This is a genomic window from Steroidobacter flavus (assembly GCF_042651805.1).
In the GTDB taxonomy this organism is placed as follows: domain Bacteria; phylum Pseudomonadota; class Gammaproteobacteria; order Steroidobacterales; family Steroidobacteraceae; genus Steroidobacter; species Steroidobacter flavus.
Genome location: NZ_JBHSDU010000014.1, coordinates 332,990 through 349,966, shown reverse-complemented (window position 1 = coordinate 349,966; position 16,977 = coordinate 332,990). Strand labels below are relative to the sequence as shown.

Below are 16,977 nucleotides of genomic sequence, written 5' to 3'. Positions count from 1 at the left end.
ACCGGCCGAAGGCCGGTCAGCGGGCTATTGCGCCAGCATCAGCTCCATCACGCGCTCATACATCGACGTGAGCGTGACGATGTCATCCACGCGCACGTTCTCGTTCACCTTATGAATGGTGGCGTTGATCACGCCGAGCTCGACGACCTGCGCGCCGGTCGGCGCGATGAAGCGGCCGTCTGAAGTGCCGCCGGTGGTCGACAGCTCCGGCGTGCGATTCGCTTTTTCCTGAATCGCCTGCACCACCGCCTTCGACAGCGCGCCCGGCGCAGTGAAGAAGGGCAGGCCGGACACGAACCATTCCAGCGTGTAGTTCACCTTGTGACGGTTCAGGATCTCGGTGATGGTCGACTGCAGCTTCTCGACCGTCTGCTCGGTGGAGAAGCGGATGTTGAAACGGCCCCGGAACTCGCCCGGGATCACGTTCGGCGCGCCGGTGCCGGCGCTGATGTTCGAGATCTGGAAAGTCGTCGGCTGAAAGAACTCGTTGCCCTTGTCCCAGACACGGGCGGCGAGCTCGGCCAGGGCAGGGGCGACGGCGTGCACCGGGTTGTCCGCCAGGTGCGGATAGGCGACGTGGCCCTGGACGCCGTGCACCGTCAGCTTGCCGGACAGCGAGCCGCGCCGGCCGATCTTGATCATGTCGCCGAGCTTCTCGGTGCTGCTCGGCTCGCCGACCACGCAGTAGTCGATCTTTTCATTACGCGCTTCGAGCACTTCCATGACCCGGCGGGTGCCGTCGACCGAGGGACCTTCCTCGTCGCTGGTCAGCAGGTAGGCGAGGGTGCCCTTGTGGTTGGGGTGCTTGGCGATGAAGCGCTCGGTCGCGACCACCATGGCGGCGAGCCCGCTCTTCATGTCCGCGGCGCCGCGGCCATAGAGGATGCCGTCGCGGACGACCGGCTCGAACGGGTCGGTGTGCCACTCCTCGCGGGGACCCGTCGGAACGACGTCAGTGTGCCCGGCGAAGCAGAGCACCGGGCGCTCGGTGCCGTGCAGTGCCCAGATGTTCTCGACCGGCCCGAACGGCATGCGCTCGACGCGGAAGCCGATGGCTTCCAACCGCTGCCCGATCAGCTGCAGGCAACCCTGATCCTCGGGGCTGACCGAGGGACGACGGATCAGGTCCTGGGTCAGGAGTACAGAAGGGTCGTCGGCGTGGGTCGGCAAGGGCGTGAACTCCTCGGCAGGGGATTCGACGGATGGGGTGGGCGCGGACTTATATCCAGGGTTGCCCCGGCTCGCAAGTGGTGTCGCTAAGTTATTACGCCATCAGCGAATTACAGCGACGCTCCAGCCTGTGTTACGCCTTCATGACGGCGCTTCCTACGAAGGTAGGGGCCTGTAATACGACTGTCATCGAACGCCGTCAGACTTCCGGCCAGCTAGCTAAGCATGTCCCCGTAATCCTCACTCCTATAACGAGGTTCAAGTCAATGAAGTTGTGGCACAAGTTGGGCGCGTCGGTGCTCCTGACGAGCTTCGCGGCCGTGGCCGCGCCGCAGTTCGCACACGCGCAGAGCGTCATCAAGATCGACGGCTCCAGCACCGTGTTCCCGATCGCCGAGGCGGTCGCCGAAGAATTCCAGATCAGCAAGAAGGGCAAGGTCCGCGTCACCGTCGGCATCGCCGGCACCGGTGGCGGCTTCAAGCGCTTCTGCCGTGGCGAGACCGACATCTCCAACGCCTCGCGCCCCATCCTGAAGGAAGAGATGGAAATCTGCGCGGCCGCGGGCATCAAGTACATGGAACTGCCGGTGGCGTTCGACGCCCTGACCGTCGTGGTCAACCCGCAGAACAACTGGGTCAAGTCGTTGACCACGGCTGACCTGAAGAAGATGTGGGAGCCGGGCGCGCAGGGTCGCGTGAGCAAGTGGAACCAGGTGCGTTCCGAGTGGCCGGCCCAGCCGCTGATGCTGTTCGGCCCTGGCGCCGATTCCGGCACGTTCGACTACTTCACCGAAGCCGTGAACGGCAAGGCGAAGGCCAGCCGCGGCGACTACACCGCGAGCGAAGACGACAACGTGCTCGTGCAGGGCGTAGAGAACAACAAGAACGCCATCGGCTACTTCGGTTACGCGTACTACATCGCGCACAAGGACAAGATGCGCGCGGTGCCGATCGTGAACCCGAAGGGCAAGGAAGTGTCGCCGAGCGTCGAAGCCGTGAACGATGGCAGCTACAACCCGCTGTCGCGTCCGCTCTTCATCTACGTGCGTGACACGGCTGCTGCCCGCGCCGAAGTGCAGGAATTCATCAAGTTCTACCTGACCGATGGCGCCAAGCTGGCTCAGGAAGTAGGCTATGTGCCGCTGCCGGCCAATGCCTACCAGCTGGCGTTGAAGCACTTCAACGACAAGAAGCTGGGCACGGTGTTCGGCGGCGTGCCGGAAGTCGGCGTGACCATCGACGCGCTGCTGGCCCGCGAAGGCAAGCTCTAATTCCATCTTAATTAATCCAGGGCTCAGCGGACGGGACTCCCCCGGAGTCCCGCCCCGACTGACACAACATCTGGGATCGTGGCGTCCATGACACTACAATGGACGCCCTTTCGCGGCAGGGTCGCGAAGTAGCGGGTAATTATGGCTTCCACAGCGGCGACTTCGCACGTCAACAATCGGCCGAACGATCTGGTTTTGCGCAGTGGTCTGCGCTACCGGAAGATCCGGGACCGGATCATCGAAACGTTCCTGCTCGCCGCCGGCCTGGTCGCGGTGTTCACGACCATCGCCATCGTCGTCATCCTGTTGACAGAATCGTCGGCGTTCTTCGAACACGTCTCTCTGAAAGATTTCCTCACCGACACGATGTGGACGCCGCTGTTCGCGGACGCGCATTACGGCATCCTGCCGCTGGTCGCGGGCACGCTGACGACCACCATGGTGGCGCTGATCGTGGCGGTGCCGGTGGGCACCATCATTGCGATTTATCTGAGTGAGTTCGCGTCGCACCGGCTGCGCGAAACCGTCAAACCCATTCTCGAATTGCTGGGCGCGGTGCCGACCGTGGTGTACGGCTACTTCGCGCTGACGGCGGTCACGCCGTTGTTACAGATGATTTTCCCCGAGCTGCCCGGCTTCAACATGCTGAGCGCCGGCCTGGTGATCGGCTTGATGATCGTTCCTTATGTCGCGTCGGTCAGCGAGGACGCCATGCGCTCGGTGCCGCGTTATATGCGCGAAGGCTCGTACGCGATGGGCGCGACACGCTTGCAGACGGCGCTGCGCGTCGTCGTGCCGGGCGCGTTCTCCGGTCTCGCGGCCGCATTCATTCTCGGTATCTCGCGCGCCGTGGGCGAGACGATGGTGGTCGCGATCGCCGCCGGCATGCAGCCGAACTTCACCTTCGATCCGCGCGAGCAGGCGGCGACCATCACCGCGTACATCGTGCAAGTCAGCTTGGGCGATCTGCCTCACGGCAGTATCGGATATCAAAGTATTTTCGCTGCCGGCTTGGTGCTGATGCTGATCACGCTGATCTTCAACGTGATCGGCTTCTCGCTGACTCGTAAGTTCCGCGAGGCGTACTGATGGCCACTCTTCCCAATGCCGTTCCGGACTATCTGAACCCGGACTCGATCCGCACCGGCCTGACGCGCCGGAAGCTGCTCGACCAGGTGTTCGTGATCGTCGGCCTGGTGCTGATGTTCGCCTGTCTGGGCATCCTGGCCATCCTGTTCATGAACCTGGTGCTGGACGGGTCGGAGCGTTTCGGTTGGGACTTCTTCACCAACTTCCCGTCACGCCGCGCCGAGCGCGCCGGCATTCTCGGCGCCTGGGTCGGCACGTCGCTGATCATGCTGGTGACCGCGTTCTGCGCGGTGCCGGTCGGTGTGGCCGCGGCGATTTATCTCGAAGAGTACGCGCCGAAGAACTGGTTCACGGCGGTCATCGAGATCAACGTGACCAATCTGGCCGGTGTGCCGTCCATCGTCTACGGCCTGCTGGCGCTGGGCTTGTTCGTGTATCAGTTCGGCCTGGGGCAGAGCATCGCCGCCGCCGGCTTGACGCTCGCGCTGCTGATCCTGCCCATCGTCATCGTCGCCACGCGTGAGTCGATCCGCGCTGTGCCGAAGTCGATTCGTGAAGCGGCGTATGGCCTGGGTGCCACGCGCTGGGAAGTGACCAAGGACCACGTGCTGCCGTACTCCACGGGCGGCATTCTCACCGGCATGATCCTCGGCCTGTCGCGTGCCATCGGCGAGACGGCGCCCATCATCACCATCGGCGCGCTGAGCTTCATCGCGTTCCTGCCGTCGTCGCCGATCACGAGCGATTTTCCGTTTATCTCATTCAAGTGGTTGAACGATCCGTTCACGGCGATGCCTATCCAGATGTTCAACTGGGTGTCGCGCCCCGACCAGGCATTCCAGGCGAACGCGGCGGCGGCCGGCGCCATTCTGCTCGGCATGACCTTGCTCATGAACGCGGTGGCGATCTGGATTCGCTATCGCTTCCGTAAAAAGATCAACTGGTGACCTATGATCGAGACTACGAGCACACGGGGCACCCCGGAGAGCATTTTGCGTAACGAAGAATCTGCACGCCCGGGCCAACCGCAGGCAGGAGCCGCGGCGCCTCGAGTTTCCATCGCGGTGGATGACACTCGTCAGACGCGTGCGATCACCAGCGTCAAGGCGCAAGTCGAGAATGTGAATTTCTACTACGGCCAGAACCGCGCGCTGAAGAACCTGTCGATCCCGATCGCGGACAAGCAGGTCACGGCGTTGATCGGTCCGTCGGGCTGCGGCAAGAGCACGTTCCTGCGTTGCTTCAACCGCATGCACGACCTGCAGCCGGACACGCGTTACGAAGGCAGCATCACGCTGCATCCGGACAACATCAACCTGATCGGCCCGGGCATCGATCCGATCGAAGTGCGCATGCGCATCGGCATGGTGTTCCAGAAGCCGAACCCGTTCCCGAAGACCATTTTTGAAAACGTCGCCTATGGCTTGCGCCTGCGTGGCGTGCGCAATCGCGCGACGCTCGCCGAGGAAGTGGAGAAGGCGCTGCGCGGCGCGGCGTTGTGGGACGAAGTGAAGGATCGCTTGCAGGACTCGGCGCTGGCATTGTCCGGCGGTCAAATGCAGCGTCTGTGTATCGCCCGCGCGCTGGCGACCACGCCGGAAATTCTGTTGTTCGACGAGCCGACCTCGGCGCTCGATCCGATCGCCACCGCGAAGATCGAAGAGCTGATCTCGACACTGCGCGACCAGGTCACGGTGCTGATCGTGACTCACAACATGCAACAGGCCGCGCGCGTGTCCGACTACACCGCCTTCATGTATCTCGGTGAGCTCATCGAGTTCGACGAAGCCGCCAAGATTTTCACGAACCCGAGCAAGAAGGCGACGGAAGACTACATCACGGGTCGCTACGGCTGATCGATGATGAATATGGGCGGGTCCGATCCGGTGGAAGGCCACACCGCCAAGGCATTCGATGCCGTGCTCTCCGATCTGCGCCTGCAGATTGTGGGCATGGGTGGGCTGGTGATCGACCAGGTGTCGTCCGCGGTGCGCGCACTGCTCGACGGCGACGCCACCGTCGCCCAGCTGGTGTTGTCCCGGGAGGCGAAAGTCAACGAGCTGGAGCGTTCCATCGATCGCGAGGCGTTCCGCCTGATCGCGCTCCATCAACCTGTGGCCGGCGATCTGCGCATGGTCAAGGCTGCTTCACGCATCATCGTCGAGCTGGAACGTGCCGGCGACGAAGCCAAGAAGATCGCGAAATTCGCCGCCCGCGTTGCTACCGGCGAGCCTCAAGGACCGGTCCTCGCGGTCGCCCGTTTTCTGCGGCACATGGCGGAGCTGACCACCGGCATGCTTCGCGATGCGGTTCGCTCGCTGGATGAATCGAATGCCGATATGGCGCGGGCCGTGCAGGCCCGCGATTCGGAGCTCGACGACGAGTTCGCCGCCGCACTTCGCCAGATCCTGACGCTGGCCATGCAAGATGCCCGCTACCTCGGTGCCACCATCGACACTGTGTTCGCGCTCAAAGGCCTGGAGCGCATCGGCGACCACGCCAAGAACATTGCGGAGCAAGTCGTATTCGTCGCCAGCGGCGAGGATGTGCGGCACCAGAAGAAGGCGACCGAGGCGGGGACGCCCGAGCAGTAATTCCGCGCGCCTGGGCCCGTCGGGCCGGCGGCCACTCGGCGTCGTATGATGCGGGCTCCGTCGCCAGAGGAGCCGCTATGAGCCGCATGCTTGGATCATCCGCCATTGCCGCGATCATTGGCTTGCTGTTGCTGCCGGCGGGCGCCGTGTTCGCGGGCTCGCAGGCGGCGGCGATCACCACGGCCGCGCAGAAGAACTTCACCGAGTATCTGGATCTGCTGAGCCTGCCGAATGTGGCCGCTGAGCCGAGCGATATCGAGCGCAACGTGGCGTTTCTCGAGAAGAGCTTCCAGAAGCGCAGCTTCAAAACGCATCGGCTCGACAATCCCGCCGGCCGGCCCATGCTCCTCGCCGAGCTCAGCAGCGCGAAAGCCTCTGTGCCGACGATCCTGTTCTATGCGCACTTCGACGGACAGCCGATCGTCAAAGAGCAGTGGGCGCAACAAGATCCATTCACTCCGGTCGTAAAACAACGGAACGCGCAGGGCGCCTGGCAAGAAGTGCCGCGCGAAAGGTTGACCGCGAAGCCGCTCGATCCAGAGTTGCGTGTCTTCGCGCGCTCGGCATCGGATGACAAAGCGCCCATTGTCATGCTGCTGACCGCGATCGATGTTCTGCAGGCTCAGCGCAAGACGCCGGTCATCAACGTCAAAGTCCTGCTCGACTCGGAGGAGGAGATGGGCTCGCCGAGTCTGGGCGAGACGGTCAAGGCGAATCGCGAGCTGTTCAACGCGGACGCATTGATCGTGCTCGACGGTCCTGTGCACGGCTCGGGCAAGCCGACGCTCGTGTTCGGCAATCGCGGCATTACGCAGGCGACGCTGACCGTATTCGGTCCAACGGCGCCGCTACACAGCGGCCACTTTGGTAACTATGTACCGAACCCGGCCCTGCGACTCGCCACCTTGCTGGCGTCGATGAAAGATGACGACGGCCGCGTGCTGGTCGAGGGGTACTACGACGGCATCAATCTGACCGACGCCGATCGTCGGATTCTCAAAGCGACCGGAGATGATGAGGCCGCGTTGCTCAAGCGAGCCGGCATCGCGCGAGCGGAGCGCGTCGGCGCGACGTATCAGGAAGCGCTTCAATATCCCTCGCTCAACGTGCGGGGCATGGCTTCTGCGTCGGTCGGTGCCAAGGCCGCGAACATCGTGCCGAGCGAAGCCATCGCCGAGATCGATATTCGCACCACGCCCGAGACCGATGGGCGTCGTCTGTTCGAGCTACTGAAACGTCACATCGAGAAGCAGGGCTATCATCTCGTCGACGCCGCGCCGACGACGGAAGAGCGCGCCAGCTACGACAAGCTTGCGAAGTTCGAGCTGGGCAGTGTCGAAGCCGCGGCACGCGTGCCGATGGATGCGCCGGTCGGGCGATGGGCGATGACCGCATTGAAGTCATCGACGGCGCAGACACCGAAAACAGATCCAGTGCGGATCAGAATGATGGGAGGAACGGTGCCCACCGACGTGCTGGTGGATGCGCTCGGACTACCGTTCCTGCTGGTGCCGACCGTGAACGCCGATAACAATCAGCATACGTTCGACGAGAACATGCGGATGGGCAACTTCGTCACCGGCACAGAAACTGTTTACAGCCTGCTGGTGACGAAGTACCAACGCTGATCGTCAGTCGCGCAGCAGCTCGTTCAGACTGACCTTGGAGCGCGTCTGCGCATCGACGCGCTTCACGATCACGGCGCAGTACAGGCTGCACTTGCCGCTCGCGGAAGGCAGCGAGCCGGCCACGACGACCGCGCCCGCAGGCACGCGACCGTAGGTCACTTCGTCGCGCTCGCGATCGTAAATCTTGGTGCTGGCGCCGATGAACACGCCCATCGAGATCACCGCGCCTTCTTCGACGATCACGCCTTCGACGATTTCGGAGCGGGCGCCGATGAAGCAGTTGTCTTCGATGATGGTCGGATTGGCCTGCAGCGGCTCGAGCACGCCGCCGATGCCGGCGCCGCCGGACAGGTGCACATTCTTGCCGATCTGCGCGCACGAGCCGACCGTCGCCCAGGTGTCCACCATCGTGCCTTCGCCGACGTAGGCGCCGACGTTCACGTAGGAGGGCATCAGAATGGAATTCGGCGCCACGAACGCGCCACGACGCACGATGGCATGCGGCACGACGCGCACGCCTTCGGCGCGGAAGCGCGCTTCGTCGTAATCGGAATACTTCAGCGGCACCTTGTCGAAGAACTGTGTGAAGCCGGCTTCCATCGGTCGATTGTCATAAAGCCGGAACGACAGCAGCACCGCCTTTTTCAGCCACTGATTCACGGTCCATTTGCCGTCGCGCTTCTCGGCGACCCGGACCTTGCCGGCATCGAGCAGGCTCAGTGCTTGCTCGACTGCGCCCCGGACGTCGGTGGGGGCGTTCTTGGGATTGAATTCGGAACGGCGCTCGAAGGCGTCGTTGATGATGTTGGCTAACTCGATCATGGCGGAATTGTAGCCGAATTGAAGTCCCATCACTGACTAAAGTAAGTGGTGGGTTAGAGTCCACTACCGGAGTTTAAGAGGCCCGCTCCGTTCCGAGCCGTACGGCGATTGAGGGCCTCCGGTTCTTGACGAACTCGCGAATGCGCGACGCGGCCTCGATGCACTCGGGCACCTTGGCGACCAGTGAAATACGCACGCGGCCGCGGCCGGGATTGGAGCCATCAGCCATCGGTCGGGCAATGTAGCTGCCCGGCAACAGCGTGATGTGCTGCTGTTCGAACAGCTCGCGCGTGAAGCGCTCGTCGTTGTCGACCTCGGGCCACAAATAGAACGCGGCCTCGGGCATGTCGACCGGCATCACCTCGCGGAGAATGGGCACAACCGCGCCGAACTTCTGCCGGTACAGGTTGCGATTCTCGAGCACGTGCGTCTCGTCGTTCCACGCCGCGATGCTGGCAATCTGGGCCGGCGGCGGCATGGCCGAGCCGTGATACGTGCGATAGAGCAGAAACGGCTTGATCAGCCTGGCGTCGCCGGCGACGAAGCCCGAGCGCAGGCCGGGCACGCTGGAGCGCTTCGACAAGCTGTGAAATACGACGCAACGTTCGTATGAGGTATTACCAGCAGCAGCGGCAGCTTGCAGCAGCCCGGCCGGCGGCTTGGTTTCATCGAAGTAAATTTCGCTGTAGCACTCGTCGGAGGCGACGATGAAGTCGTACTGCTCCGCGAGCTTCAGCGCGTGCTGAAGATATTCGATGCTGGCGACGGCGCCGGTCGGATTGCTGGGCGAGCACAGGAACAGAATCTGGCAACGCTTCCAGACGTCGGCGGGCACGCGATCCAGATCGGGCAAGGCCGAGTGCGCGGCATCGTTCGGCATGAAGTAGGGCTCGGCCCCCGCGAGCAACGCCGCGCCTTCATAGATCTGATAGAACGGATTCGGCATCACCAGCAGCGGCTGCTTGCCGGGATCCGTCATCGCTTGCACGAACGCGAATAGCGCCTCGCGCGTACCGTTCACCGGCAGCACCATGGTTTCGGGCGATACCGAGCCGGCAGGCAGCTTGAATCGACGTGTCAGCCAGTTCGCGATCGACTCACGCAGCGGCAGAATGCCCGCGGTGAGCGGATAACTCCCCAAACCTTCCATGTTGTGAGTGAGCGCGTCGATCACGAACGGCGGGGCCGGATGTCTCGGCTCGCCGATATACATCGCTATGTGAGGTAGGTGGTTGGGCGGCTGAGCGCCGGCCAGCAGCGTCCGCAGCCGTTCGAAAGGATACGGCTGCAGCTTGGTCAAAGCAGGATTCATACGCGACGGTCTAGAGTTTCGGTAATTCGTTGCGACAGCTGCTGCTTCGCCTCCGCACTGAGCGGGCCGCCAGCTTCGTCGGTGATATAGAACACGTCTTCGGCGCGCTCGCCGACGGTCATGATCTTCGAGGTGTAGATCTTCACCTCCGCGGCCATGAACACCTTGGCGACTTGCGACAGCAGGCCCGGCCGGTCGCCGGCGATGATTTCGACGATGGTCCGGCCGTTCACCGGATCTTCGCTGAAGGTCACCTGGGTCGCGGTCGTGAACATGCGCACTTGTCTCGGCGCGCGTCGGGTCACGGTCACGGCGACGTTGTCGGGTTTCGACAGCGCGTGCGACAGCTGTTGCTCGATGTCACGAATGCGTGCCGGATCGGTGATCTCGGCGCCGGTGTCTTCCAGCACGTGATACACGTCGAGGCTGAAACCGTCGTCGATCGGCGTGATGCGCGCGTCCACGATGTTCAGGCCGAGCTGATCGAGCAGGGCAGTGGTGCGGGCGAAGCTGTGCTGAGTCTGCGGCGTGTAGGTCGAGATGCCGGTGCCGCCGCGTCCAGAGAGCTGCTGCACGGACACGAGCGATGCGCGCTCGTCGGTATCCCGATCCGACAACATCTTCGTGTGCCACGCGATTTCTTCGGGCGTGTGCCGCAGGAAGTAATCGACGGTGAAACGCTGCCACACCGACTGGCGCAGGATCTCGCCAACGCCGGCGCGCGTCGTCAGGTCTTTGGCACGCGCCTGGGTTTCAGCAATCAATTCATCCTTGTCGAGCGGGCTTTCGTGACCCCGGCGCAAGGCCTGACGCGTGCGCTCGTAGAACTCGGCGAACAACGATTGTTTCCAGTTGTTCCAGAGTTTCGGATTGGTGCCGCGAACGTCCGCGACAGTCAGCACATACAAGTAATCCAAGTGGGTCTGGTCGCCGACGTGCTTGGCGAACTCGTTGATGACCTTCGGATCGGAAATATCTTTCTTCTGCGCGGTGACCGACAGCACCAGGTGATTGCGCACCAGCCACGCGACCAGGCGCGCGTCGTAACGCGACAAGCCTTGCTCGAGACAGAAGGCTTCGGCATCGACCGAGCCCAGCTCAGAGTGATCGCCGCCGCGACCCTTGGCGATGTCGTGGAAGATCGCGGCCAGATACGCCAGCTCCGGCTTCGGCAGCGACTGCATGATGCGCGACAACGCCGGGAATTCATGATCGTACTTCGGCATCGCGAAGCGACGCAGATTGCTGACGACGAACAGCGTGTGCGCGTCGACAGTGTACGCATGAAACAAATCGTATTGCATGCGGCCGACGATGCGACCGAATGCGGGAATGTAGCGGCCGAGCACGCCATACAGGTTCATGCGACGCAGCTCGTGCGTCACGCCGACCGGAGCGCTCAGGATCTCGAAGAACAAACGATGATTGCGCGGATGCTGACGGAACTCTTCGTCGATCAGCCACAGATGCCGCGTGAGCTGGCGGATCGTCGAAGCGCGCACGCCGCGAATCTTCTCGGAGTTCTGTTCGATGATGACGAACAGCTCCAGCATCGCGGACGGATAACGATCGAAGACATCGTCGCCGGTGACTTCGAGGAAGTCGTTCCGGATCTGGAAGCGGGCATTCACGGGCACCGGCGGCACATTCGGGTCGGTGAGGATTGCCTCGCGGAACAGCTGCAGCAGCATTTCGTTCAGCAAGCTCACGTCCATGGCCGTGCGGTAGTACCGCTGCATGAACTGTTCGACCGCGAGCGTATAGGTCGCGTCTTCGTAGCCGAACATTTTCGCGAGCCGGATCTGATGATCGAACAGCAAGCGGTCTTCGCGGCGCGCCGTCAGCACGTGCAAAGCGAAGCGCACTTTCCACAGGAACGCCTGCGCCGTTTTCAGCTTGCGCAGCTCGCTGCGGGTGAGGAAGCCGTGATCGACCAGCTCATCGAGCGACTCGGCGCCGAAGTGACGTTTCGCGACCCAGCCGATGGTCTGGATATCGCGCAGACCGCCCGGGCTCGACTTCACATTCGGCTCGAGGTTGTACGCGGTGTCGTAATAACGGTGATGACGCGCCGTCTGCTCGGCGACCTTCGCTTCAAAGAAATCTCGCGTCGGCCACACGCGCTCGGGCGCGAGTGCGCGGCGCATGGCTTCGAACAACAGCTCCGGGCCTTGAAGCAGGCGCGCTTCGATCATGGTCGTCGCGACACTGACGTCGGCCGCGCTTTCGCGCTGGCAGTCGTCGATGGTGCGCACGCTGTGGCCCACTTCCAGGCCGATGTCCCACATGAAGGTGAGGAATTTTTCCAGCGAGCCCTGCCACGGAGCGGACTCGCTCTTCGGCAGCAGGATCATGATGTCGATGTCGGAGCAGAGGTTCAGCTCGCCGCGGCCGTAGCCGCCGACGGCGATCAATGCAACGTCGCGCACGTGTTCGCCGATGTGCATGGACCATGCTGTTTTCAACAAAGCGTCGACCAGGCGCGCACGGTCCCGCACCAGGCGCTCGACCGGCTCGTCATCGAGAAAGCGCTGTTTGAGGCGGTTGTCGCCCTCGGTCAGGGCGGTGCGAAAGGTGGCGATGTCCTGCGGATTCGCGGCCAGCTGCGGCTGCATGGCCGTCAGATAGTCCCACGACGGATCGCTCGCCTGCGTGGGCGAGGCAAGCTCTTCCAGGTCATCTGGAGTGACGACAGGCATGAAGGCGAGAAAGAGTCGATGATACTCAGCGCTGGGCGGCGCCGAGTGTCAGCACTTCGTAACCGGTGTCAGTCACCAGGACCGTGTGTTCCCATTGCGCGCTCAAGGAGTGATCCTTGGTGATGACGGTCCAGCCGTCGGGCAGCAGCCGCACGTGGCGCTTGCCGGCGTTCACCATGGGCTCGACCGTGAAGGTCATGCCGGGAGCCAGCTCCACGCCGCGGCCGCGCTCGCCATAATGCAGCACCTGCGGATCTTCGTGGAAGATCTTGCCGATACCGTGCCCGCAATACTCGCGCACGATGGACAGATGCTGGGGCTCCACGAACTGCTGAATGGCTGCACCAAGATCGCCCAGCTTGGCGCCAGGGCGGATCTGGCGGATGCCGGTCCACATGGCTTCGTGGGTGATGTCGATGAGCCGCTGCGCGGCCGGCGCGATCTTGCCGACCGGGAACATGCGACTGGTGTCGCCGTGCCAGCCGTCCTTGATCACGGTGATGTCGATATTGATGATGTCGCCTTGCTTGAGGCGCTTATCGGGGCTCGGGATGCCGTGGCAGACCACGTGGTTGACCGAGGTACAGATCGACTTGGGGAAGCCGCGATAGTTCAGGGGCGCCGGAATGGCCTTCTGCACGTTCACGATGAAGTCGTGGCAGCGGGCATTGAGTTCCTCGGTGGTCACCCCAGGAACGACGTACGGGCCGATCATGTCCAGCACGTCGGCAGCCAGTCGGCCAGCGACGCGCATCTGTTCCTGCTCGGCGGGAGTTTTGATCGTCACCTTCATGGCTTGGGGAACGGAAGTCAGGGACGCCGCGCTTTCCTCGACGCCGGCCGCCTTGCGGTGTAACGACTGCAATAGCCCACGCATCATGAGCTTACCGCCGGCTTGAAAAAGTTGTGAACGATCATGGAGTTTATGGTATAAAGCGCGCGTTTTTTTGGCAACGAATCTCTCTCTTCAACCTGAATTCTCACATCTGACCGACACAGTTGACGGGGTGCCTGTAATAAATTGCAGGTCGTCCGCTGGGGCAGATGGAGGCTCAACCCCTTAGGAGTTTTGCGATGACCAGCGTGTCCATGCGACAGATGCTGGAAGCGGGCGTTCATTTCGGACACCAAACCCGCTTCTGGAACCCGAAGATGGCTCCCTTTATCTTCGGCGAGCGTAACCGAATCCACATCATCAACCTCGAAAAGACCCTGCCGATGTACAACGACGCGGCGGGCTTCATCCGCCAGGTCGTGGCGGACGGCGGCCGCGTGCTGTTCGTCGGCACCAAGCGTTCGGCCCGCGAGGCGGTGAAAGCCGCGGCGGAACGCGCCGGCATGCCTTATGTCAGCCACCGTTGGTTGGGTGGCATGCTCACCAATTTCAAGACCGTGCGCGGCTCCATCAAGCGCCTCACCAATCTCGATGAGATGGCCACCAACGGCACGCTCGAACAGCACAGCAAGCGCGAGGCCCAGGGCCTGCGTCGCGAGCGCGAGAAGCTGGAGCGCAGCCTGGGCGGCATCAAGGAAATGGAGTCGCTGCCGGACGTGTTGTTCGTGATCGACGTGGGTCACGAGAAGATTGCCATTCACGAGGCGAAGAAGCTGGGCATTCCGGTGGTCGCCATCGTCGACACCAATTGCACGCCGGACGACGTCGATTACGTCGTGCCGGGTAACGACGACGCCATGCGCGCCATCCAGCTGTACGCCGAAGGCGTGGCTGATGCCGTGCTCGATGGCCGTTCGGCGCAGCCGGAAGTGCCGGCGGGCGAAGACGAGTTCGTCGAGCTGGACGAAGAAGGCAAGCCCAAGCCGAAGGCTGCGGGTGGTGCTCCGGCGCCGCGCCGTGACCGCCGTCCGGCCGCTTCGGTGAAGAAGAAAGCCCCGACGCGCCGTCGCGCTCCCGAGAAGATGGCGGAAGGCCAGGTCGAGGAAGTCGTGGCCGCCGAGGTGGATGACGTCGAAGGCGACGTGTCTCCTGAAGAGTTCATGGCGCGCCGTCAGGCTGCGCTGGCCAAGCGCAAGCCGACCACCGGTACGCCCGGCACTGGCACTGCGGAGTAATTGATCCATGGCCGTTACAGCTGAAGCAGTCAAGGTCCTGCGCGAGAGAACTGGCGCAGGCATGATGGAGTGCAAGAAGGCGCTGGTCGAAGCCAATGGCGACCTGGACGCCGCCGCGGAAGCGATGCGTAAGGCCGGTCTGGCCAAGGCCGACAAGAAGGCCTCCCGCGTCGCCGCCGAAGGCGTGATCGTTCTGGAGCGCTCGGCCGACGGCAAGCGGGCCGCGATCGTCGAAGTGAACTGCGAGACGGACTTCGTCGCGCGTGAGAAGGACTTCCAGAACTTCGCCAGCGCGGTCGCCAAGGTGGCGCTCGAGCAGCGTCCGGCCGATGTGGCCGCGCTGGGCGAGAAGGCCATTGCCGGCGGCCAGTCGATCGAAGAGACCCGTCGTGCGTTGATCGCCAAGATCGGCGAGAACATCAGCATTCGCCGGTTCCAGCTGGTCGAAGCCCCGGCCGTGGTCGGTGCTTATCTGCACGGTACGCGTATCGGCGCCCTGGTGGTGATGAAGTCCGGTGACGATGCGGTCGCCAAGGACATCGCGATGCACGTCGCCGCGATCAACCCGGCCCGTGTCACCACCGCCGAAGTGCCCGCCGAGGAAGTCGCCAAGGAAAAGGGCGTCTACATCGAGCAGGCCGCGCAGGACCCGAAGAACGCCGGCAAGCCGCGCGAATTGCTCGAGAAGATCGTCGAGGGCAAGGTCCGGAAGTGGCTGAACGAGATCACGCTGCTGGGCCAGCCGTTCGTCAAGGACGACAAGCAGACGGTCGAGCAGTACCTCAAGAAGGCGGGCGGCGAAGTGCTGTCCATCGTGCGTTACGAAGTCGGCGCCGGCATCGAGAAAAAGCAGGAAGATTTCGCCGAGGAAGTGCGCAAGCAGGTGGAGAGCGCCAAGAAGGCCTGATCCACAGATTACACTGACATTACGATTTGAACCCCGCTCCGGCGGGGTTCTTTATAATGGCCGACAGTTTTATCTGAACACCAGGGTTTTCATGGCAGCCACTCCCGCTCCCAACGGCCTACGCCGCATCCTCCTCAAGCTCTCCGGCGAAGCGCTGATGGGCGAGGAGGACTACGGCATCGATCCCAAGTTCCTCAAGCGCGTGGCGATGGAAATCCGCGAGGTGATGGGCCTCGGGATGCAGGTGGCGGTGGTGATCGGCGGCGGCAACATTTTCCGGGGCGCGGGCCTGGCGCGCTCAGGTATGGACCGGGTCACCGGCGACCACATGGGCATGCTGGCGACAGTGATGAACTCGCTCGCCATGCAGGATGCGGTCGAGGCGCTCGGCATGCACGCCCGCGTGATGTCGGCGATCCGCATCAACGAAGTCTGCGAGGAATACATCCGCCGTCGTGCGGTCCGCCATCTGGAAAAGGGGCGGGTGACCATTCTCGCTGCCGGCACCGGCAATCCGTTCTTCACGACCGATACGGCGGCCTCGTTGCGCGCCATCGAGATCGAAGCGGACCTGCTGCTCAAGGCCACCAAGGTCAACGGTATTTATAACGACGACCCGATGAAGAATCCGAAGGCCACGCGTTATGCGCGTCTCACCTTCGACAAGGTGCTGACGGATCGTTTGAACGTGATGGACGCCACTGCCATCGTCATGTGCCGCGACAATAACCTGCCGCTGCGCGTATTCGACTTGAACACTCCCGGCGAGCTGCTGCGTATCGTGCGCGGCGAGGACGTGGGGACGCTCGTAACCAACGGCTGAGCCAACGCTCAACTGGAGAACGACATGCTGGAAGACGTAAAAAAAGACGCCGTCGAGCGGATGCAGAAATGCGTCGTTGCGTTTCGCAACGAACTGAAGCGGCTGCGTACCGGTCGCGCCCATCCGAGCCTGCTCGAGCACATTCGTGTCGAGTACTACGGCAACGAAGTGCCGCTGAATCAGGTGGCGAATATCGCGCTGGAAGATGCGCGCACCATCACTGTGACGCCGTGGGAAAAGACCATGGTGCAGGTGATCGAGAAGGCCATCATGAAGTCCGATCTGGGCTTGAACCCGAACACCGCCGGCACCGTGATTCGCGTGCCGATGCCGCCGCTCACCGAAGAGCGTCGTCGCGATCTCACTAAAGTCGTGCGTCACGAAGCGGAGAACGCGCGCGTCGCGGTTCGTAACGTGCGTCGCGATGTGAACACCGAGATCAAGGACATGCTCAAGGAAAAGCTGCTGTCACAGGACGACGAGCGTCGCGCCGGCGAAGAAGTGCAGAAGCTCACCGACAAATATGTCGCTGAGATCGAGCAGGTGCTGCAGGAAAAAGAAAAAGAGCTGATGCAGATCTGAGCTGCATTGA

General features: G+C 62.7%; 15 protein-coding genes. 10 read left to right on the top strand and 5 right to left on the bottom strand.

What is annotated here, in order from left to right; all coding sequences use genetic code 11:
- Positions 1-24: 24 nt before the first annotated feature.
- Entirely contained in the window at positions 25-1,170 is a 1,146-nt protein-coding gene (gene dapE, locus ACFPN2_RS24315; RefSeq protein ID WP_380601429.1) for a succinyl-diaminopimelate desuccinylase, read from the bottom strand.
- A gap of 266 nt (positions 1,171-1,436) precedes the next feature.
- Between dapE and ACFPN2_RS24310 the strand changes: the two genes are divergently transcribed.
- The 6 genes from ACFPN2_RS24310 (at position 1,437) to ACFPN2_RS24285 (ending at position 7,752) form a co-directional block, all read left to right on the top strand.
- A complete protein-coding gene (locus ACFPN2_RS24310) occupies positions 1,437-2,441 on the top strand; it encodes a PstS family phosphate ABC transporter substrate-binding protein (protein WP_380601427.1) in 1,005 nt (334 codons plus the stop codon).
- Positions 2,442-2,582: 141 nt separating this feature from the next.
- Positions 2,583-3,530, top strand: coding sequence for a phosphate ABC transporter permease subunit PstC (pstC, locus tag ACFPN2_RS24305; protein WP_380601425.1), 948 nt, complete (start codon positions 2,583-2,585; stop codon positions 3,528-3,530).
- Positions 3,530-4,477 carry a phosphate ABC transporter permease PstA gene (gene pstA, locus ACFPN2_RS24300; RefSeq protein ID WP_380601423.1) on the top strand — a complete coding sequence of 316 codons (948 nt, stop codon included), beginning with the start codon at positions 3,530-3,532 and terminating at the stop codon, positions 4,475-4,477. The genes pstC and pstA overlap by 1 nt, the downstream gene beginning before the upstream one ends.
- A gap of 3 nt (positions 4,478-4,480) precedes the next feature.
- The gene (pstB, locus tag ACFPN2_RS24295; RefSeq protein ID WP_380601421.1) at positions 4,481-5,386 is read left to right on the top strand and encodes a phosphate ABC transporter ATP-binding protein PstB; all 906 of its coding nucleotides are present in this window, start codon (positions 4,481-4,483) and stop codon (positions 5,384-5,386) included.
- 3 nt (positions 5,387-5,389) lie between these two features.
- Complete coding sequence (phoU, locus tag ACFPN2_RS24290; RefSeq protein ID WP_380601419.1) at positions 5,390-6,124, top strand: phosphate signaling complex protein PhoU; 735 nt, start codon at positions 5,390-5,392, stop codon at positions 6,122-6,124.
- A 77-nt stretch (positions 6,125-6,201) separates the two neighbouring features.
- Positions 6,202-7,752 (top strand): M20/M25/M40 family metallo-hydrolase, encoded by a 1,551-nt coding sequence (locus ACFPN2_RS24285; RefSeq protein WP_380601417.1) that lies wholly within the window; start codon positions 6,202-6,204, stop codon positions 7,750-7,752.
- Between the two features lie 3 nt (positions 7,753-7,755).
- On the opposite strand, the gene dapD is transcribed toward ACFPN2_RS24285, so the two are convergent.
- The 4 genes from dapD to map all read right to left on the bottom strand — a co-directional run bounded on the left by dapD (position 7,756) and on the right by map (position 13,378).
- Complete coding sequence (gene dapD / locus ACFPN2_RS24280) at positions 7,756-8,574, bottom strand: 2,3,4,5-tetrahydropyridine-2,6-dicarboxylate N-succinyltransferase (RefSeq protein ID WP_380601415.1); 819 nt, start codon at positions 8,572-8,574, stop codon at positions 7,756-7,758.
- A 73-nt stretch (positions 8,575-8,647) separates the two neighbouring features.
- Positions 8,648-9,886, bottom strand: a complete 1,239-nt coding sequence (gene dapC / locus ACFPN2_RS24275; RefSeq protein WP_380601413.1) for a succinyldiaminopimelate transaminase — start codon at positions 9,884-9,886, stop codon at positions 8,648-8,650.
- Complete coding sequence (gene glnD, locus ACFPN2_RS24270; protein WP_380601411.1) at positions 9,883-12,585, bottom strand: [protein-PII] uridylyltransferase; 2,703 nt, start codon at positions 12,583-12,585, stop codon at positions 9,883-9,885. The genes dapC and glnD overlap by 4 nt, the downstream gene beginning before the upstream one ends.
- Before the next feature lie 25 nt (positions 12,586-12,610).
- Positions 12,611-13,378: a type I methionyl aminopeptidase gene (map, locus tag ACFPN2_RS24265; protein ID WP_380601409.1), complete on the bottom strand. Its 768-nt coding sequence runs from the start codon at positions 13,376-13,378 to the stop codon at positions 12,611-12,613.
- A gap of 281 nt (positions 13,379-13,659) precedes the next feature.
- Here map and rpsB point away from each other — a divergent pair, with 281 nt between their 5' ends.
- From rpsB to frr, 4 genes are all read left to right on the top strand, one after another.
- On the top strand, positions 13,660-14,655 hold the full coding sequence (gene rpsB, locus ACFPN2_RS24260; RefSeq protein ID WP_380601407.1) for a 30S ribosomal protein S2: 996 nt from the start codon (positions 13,660-13,662) through the stop codon (positions 14,653-14,655).
- A gap of 7 nt (positions 14,656-14,662) precedes the next feature.
- A complete protein-coding gene (gene tsf, locus ACFPN2_RS24255; protein WP_380601405.1) occupies positions 14,663-15,562 on the top strand; it encodes a translation elongation factor Ts in 900 nt (299 codons plus the stop codon).
- 91 nt (positions 15,563-15,653) lie between these two features.
- On the top strand, positions 15,654-16,385 hold the full coding sequence (gene pyrH, locus ACFPN2_RS24250; RefSeq protein ID WP_380601403.1) for a UMP kinase: 732 nt from the start codon (positions 15,654-15,656) through the stop codon (positions 16,383-16,385).
- A 24-nt stretch (positions 16,386-16,409) separates the two neighbouring features.
- Positions 16,410-16,967: a ribosome recycling factor gene (gene frr, locus ACFPN2_RS24245; protein WP_380601401.1), complete on the top strand. Its 558-nt coding sequence runs from the start codon at positions 16,410-16,412 to the stop codon at positions 16,965-16,967.
- Positions 16,968-16,977: the final 10 nt, after the last annotated feature.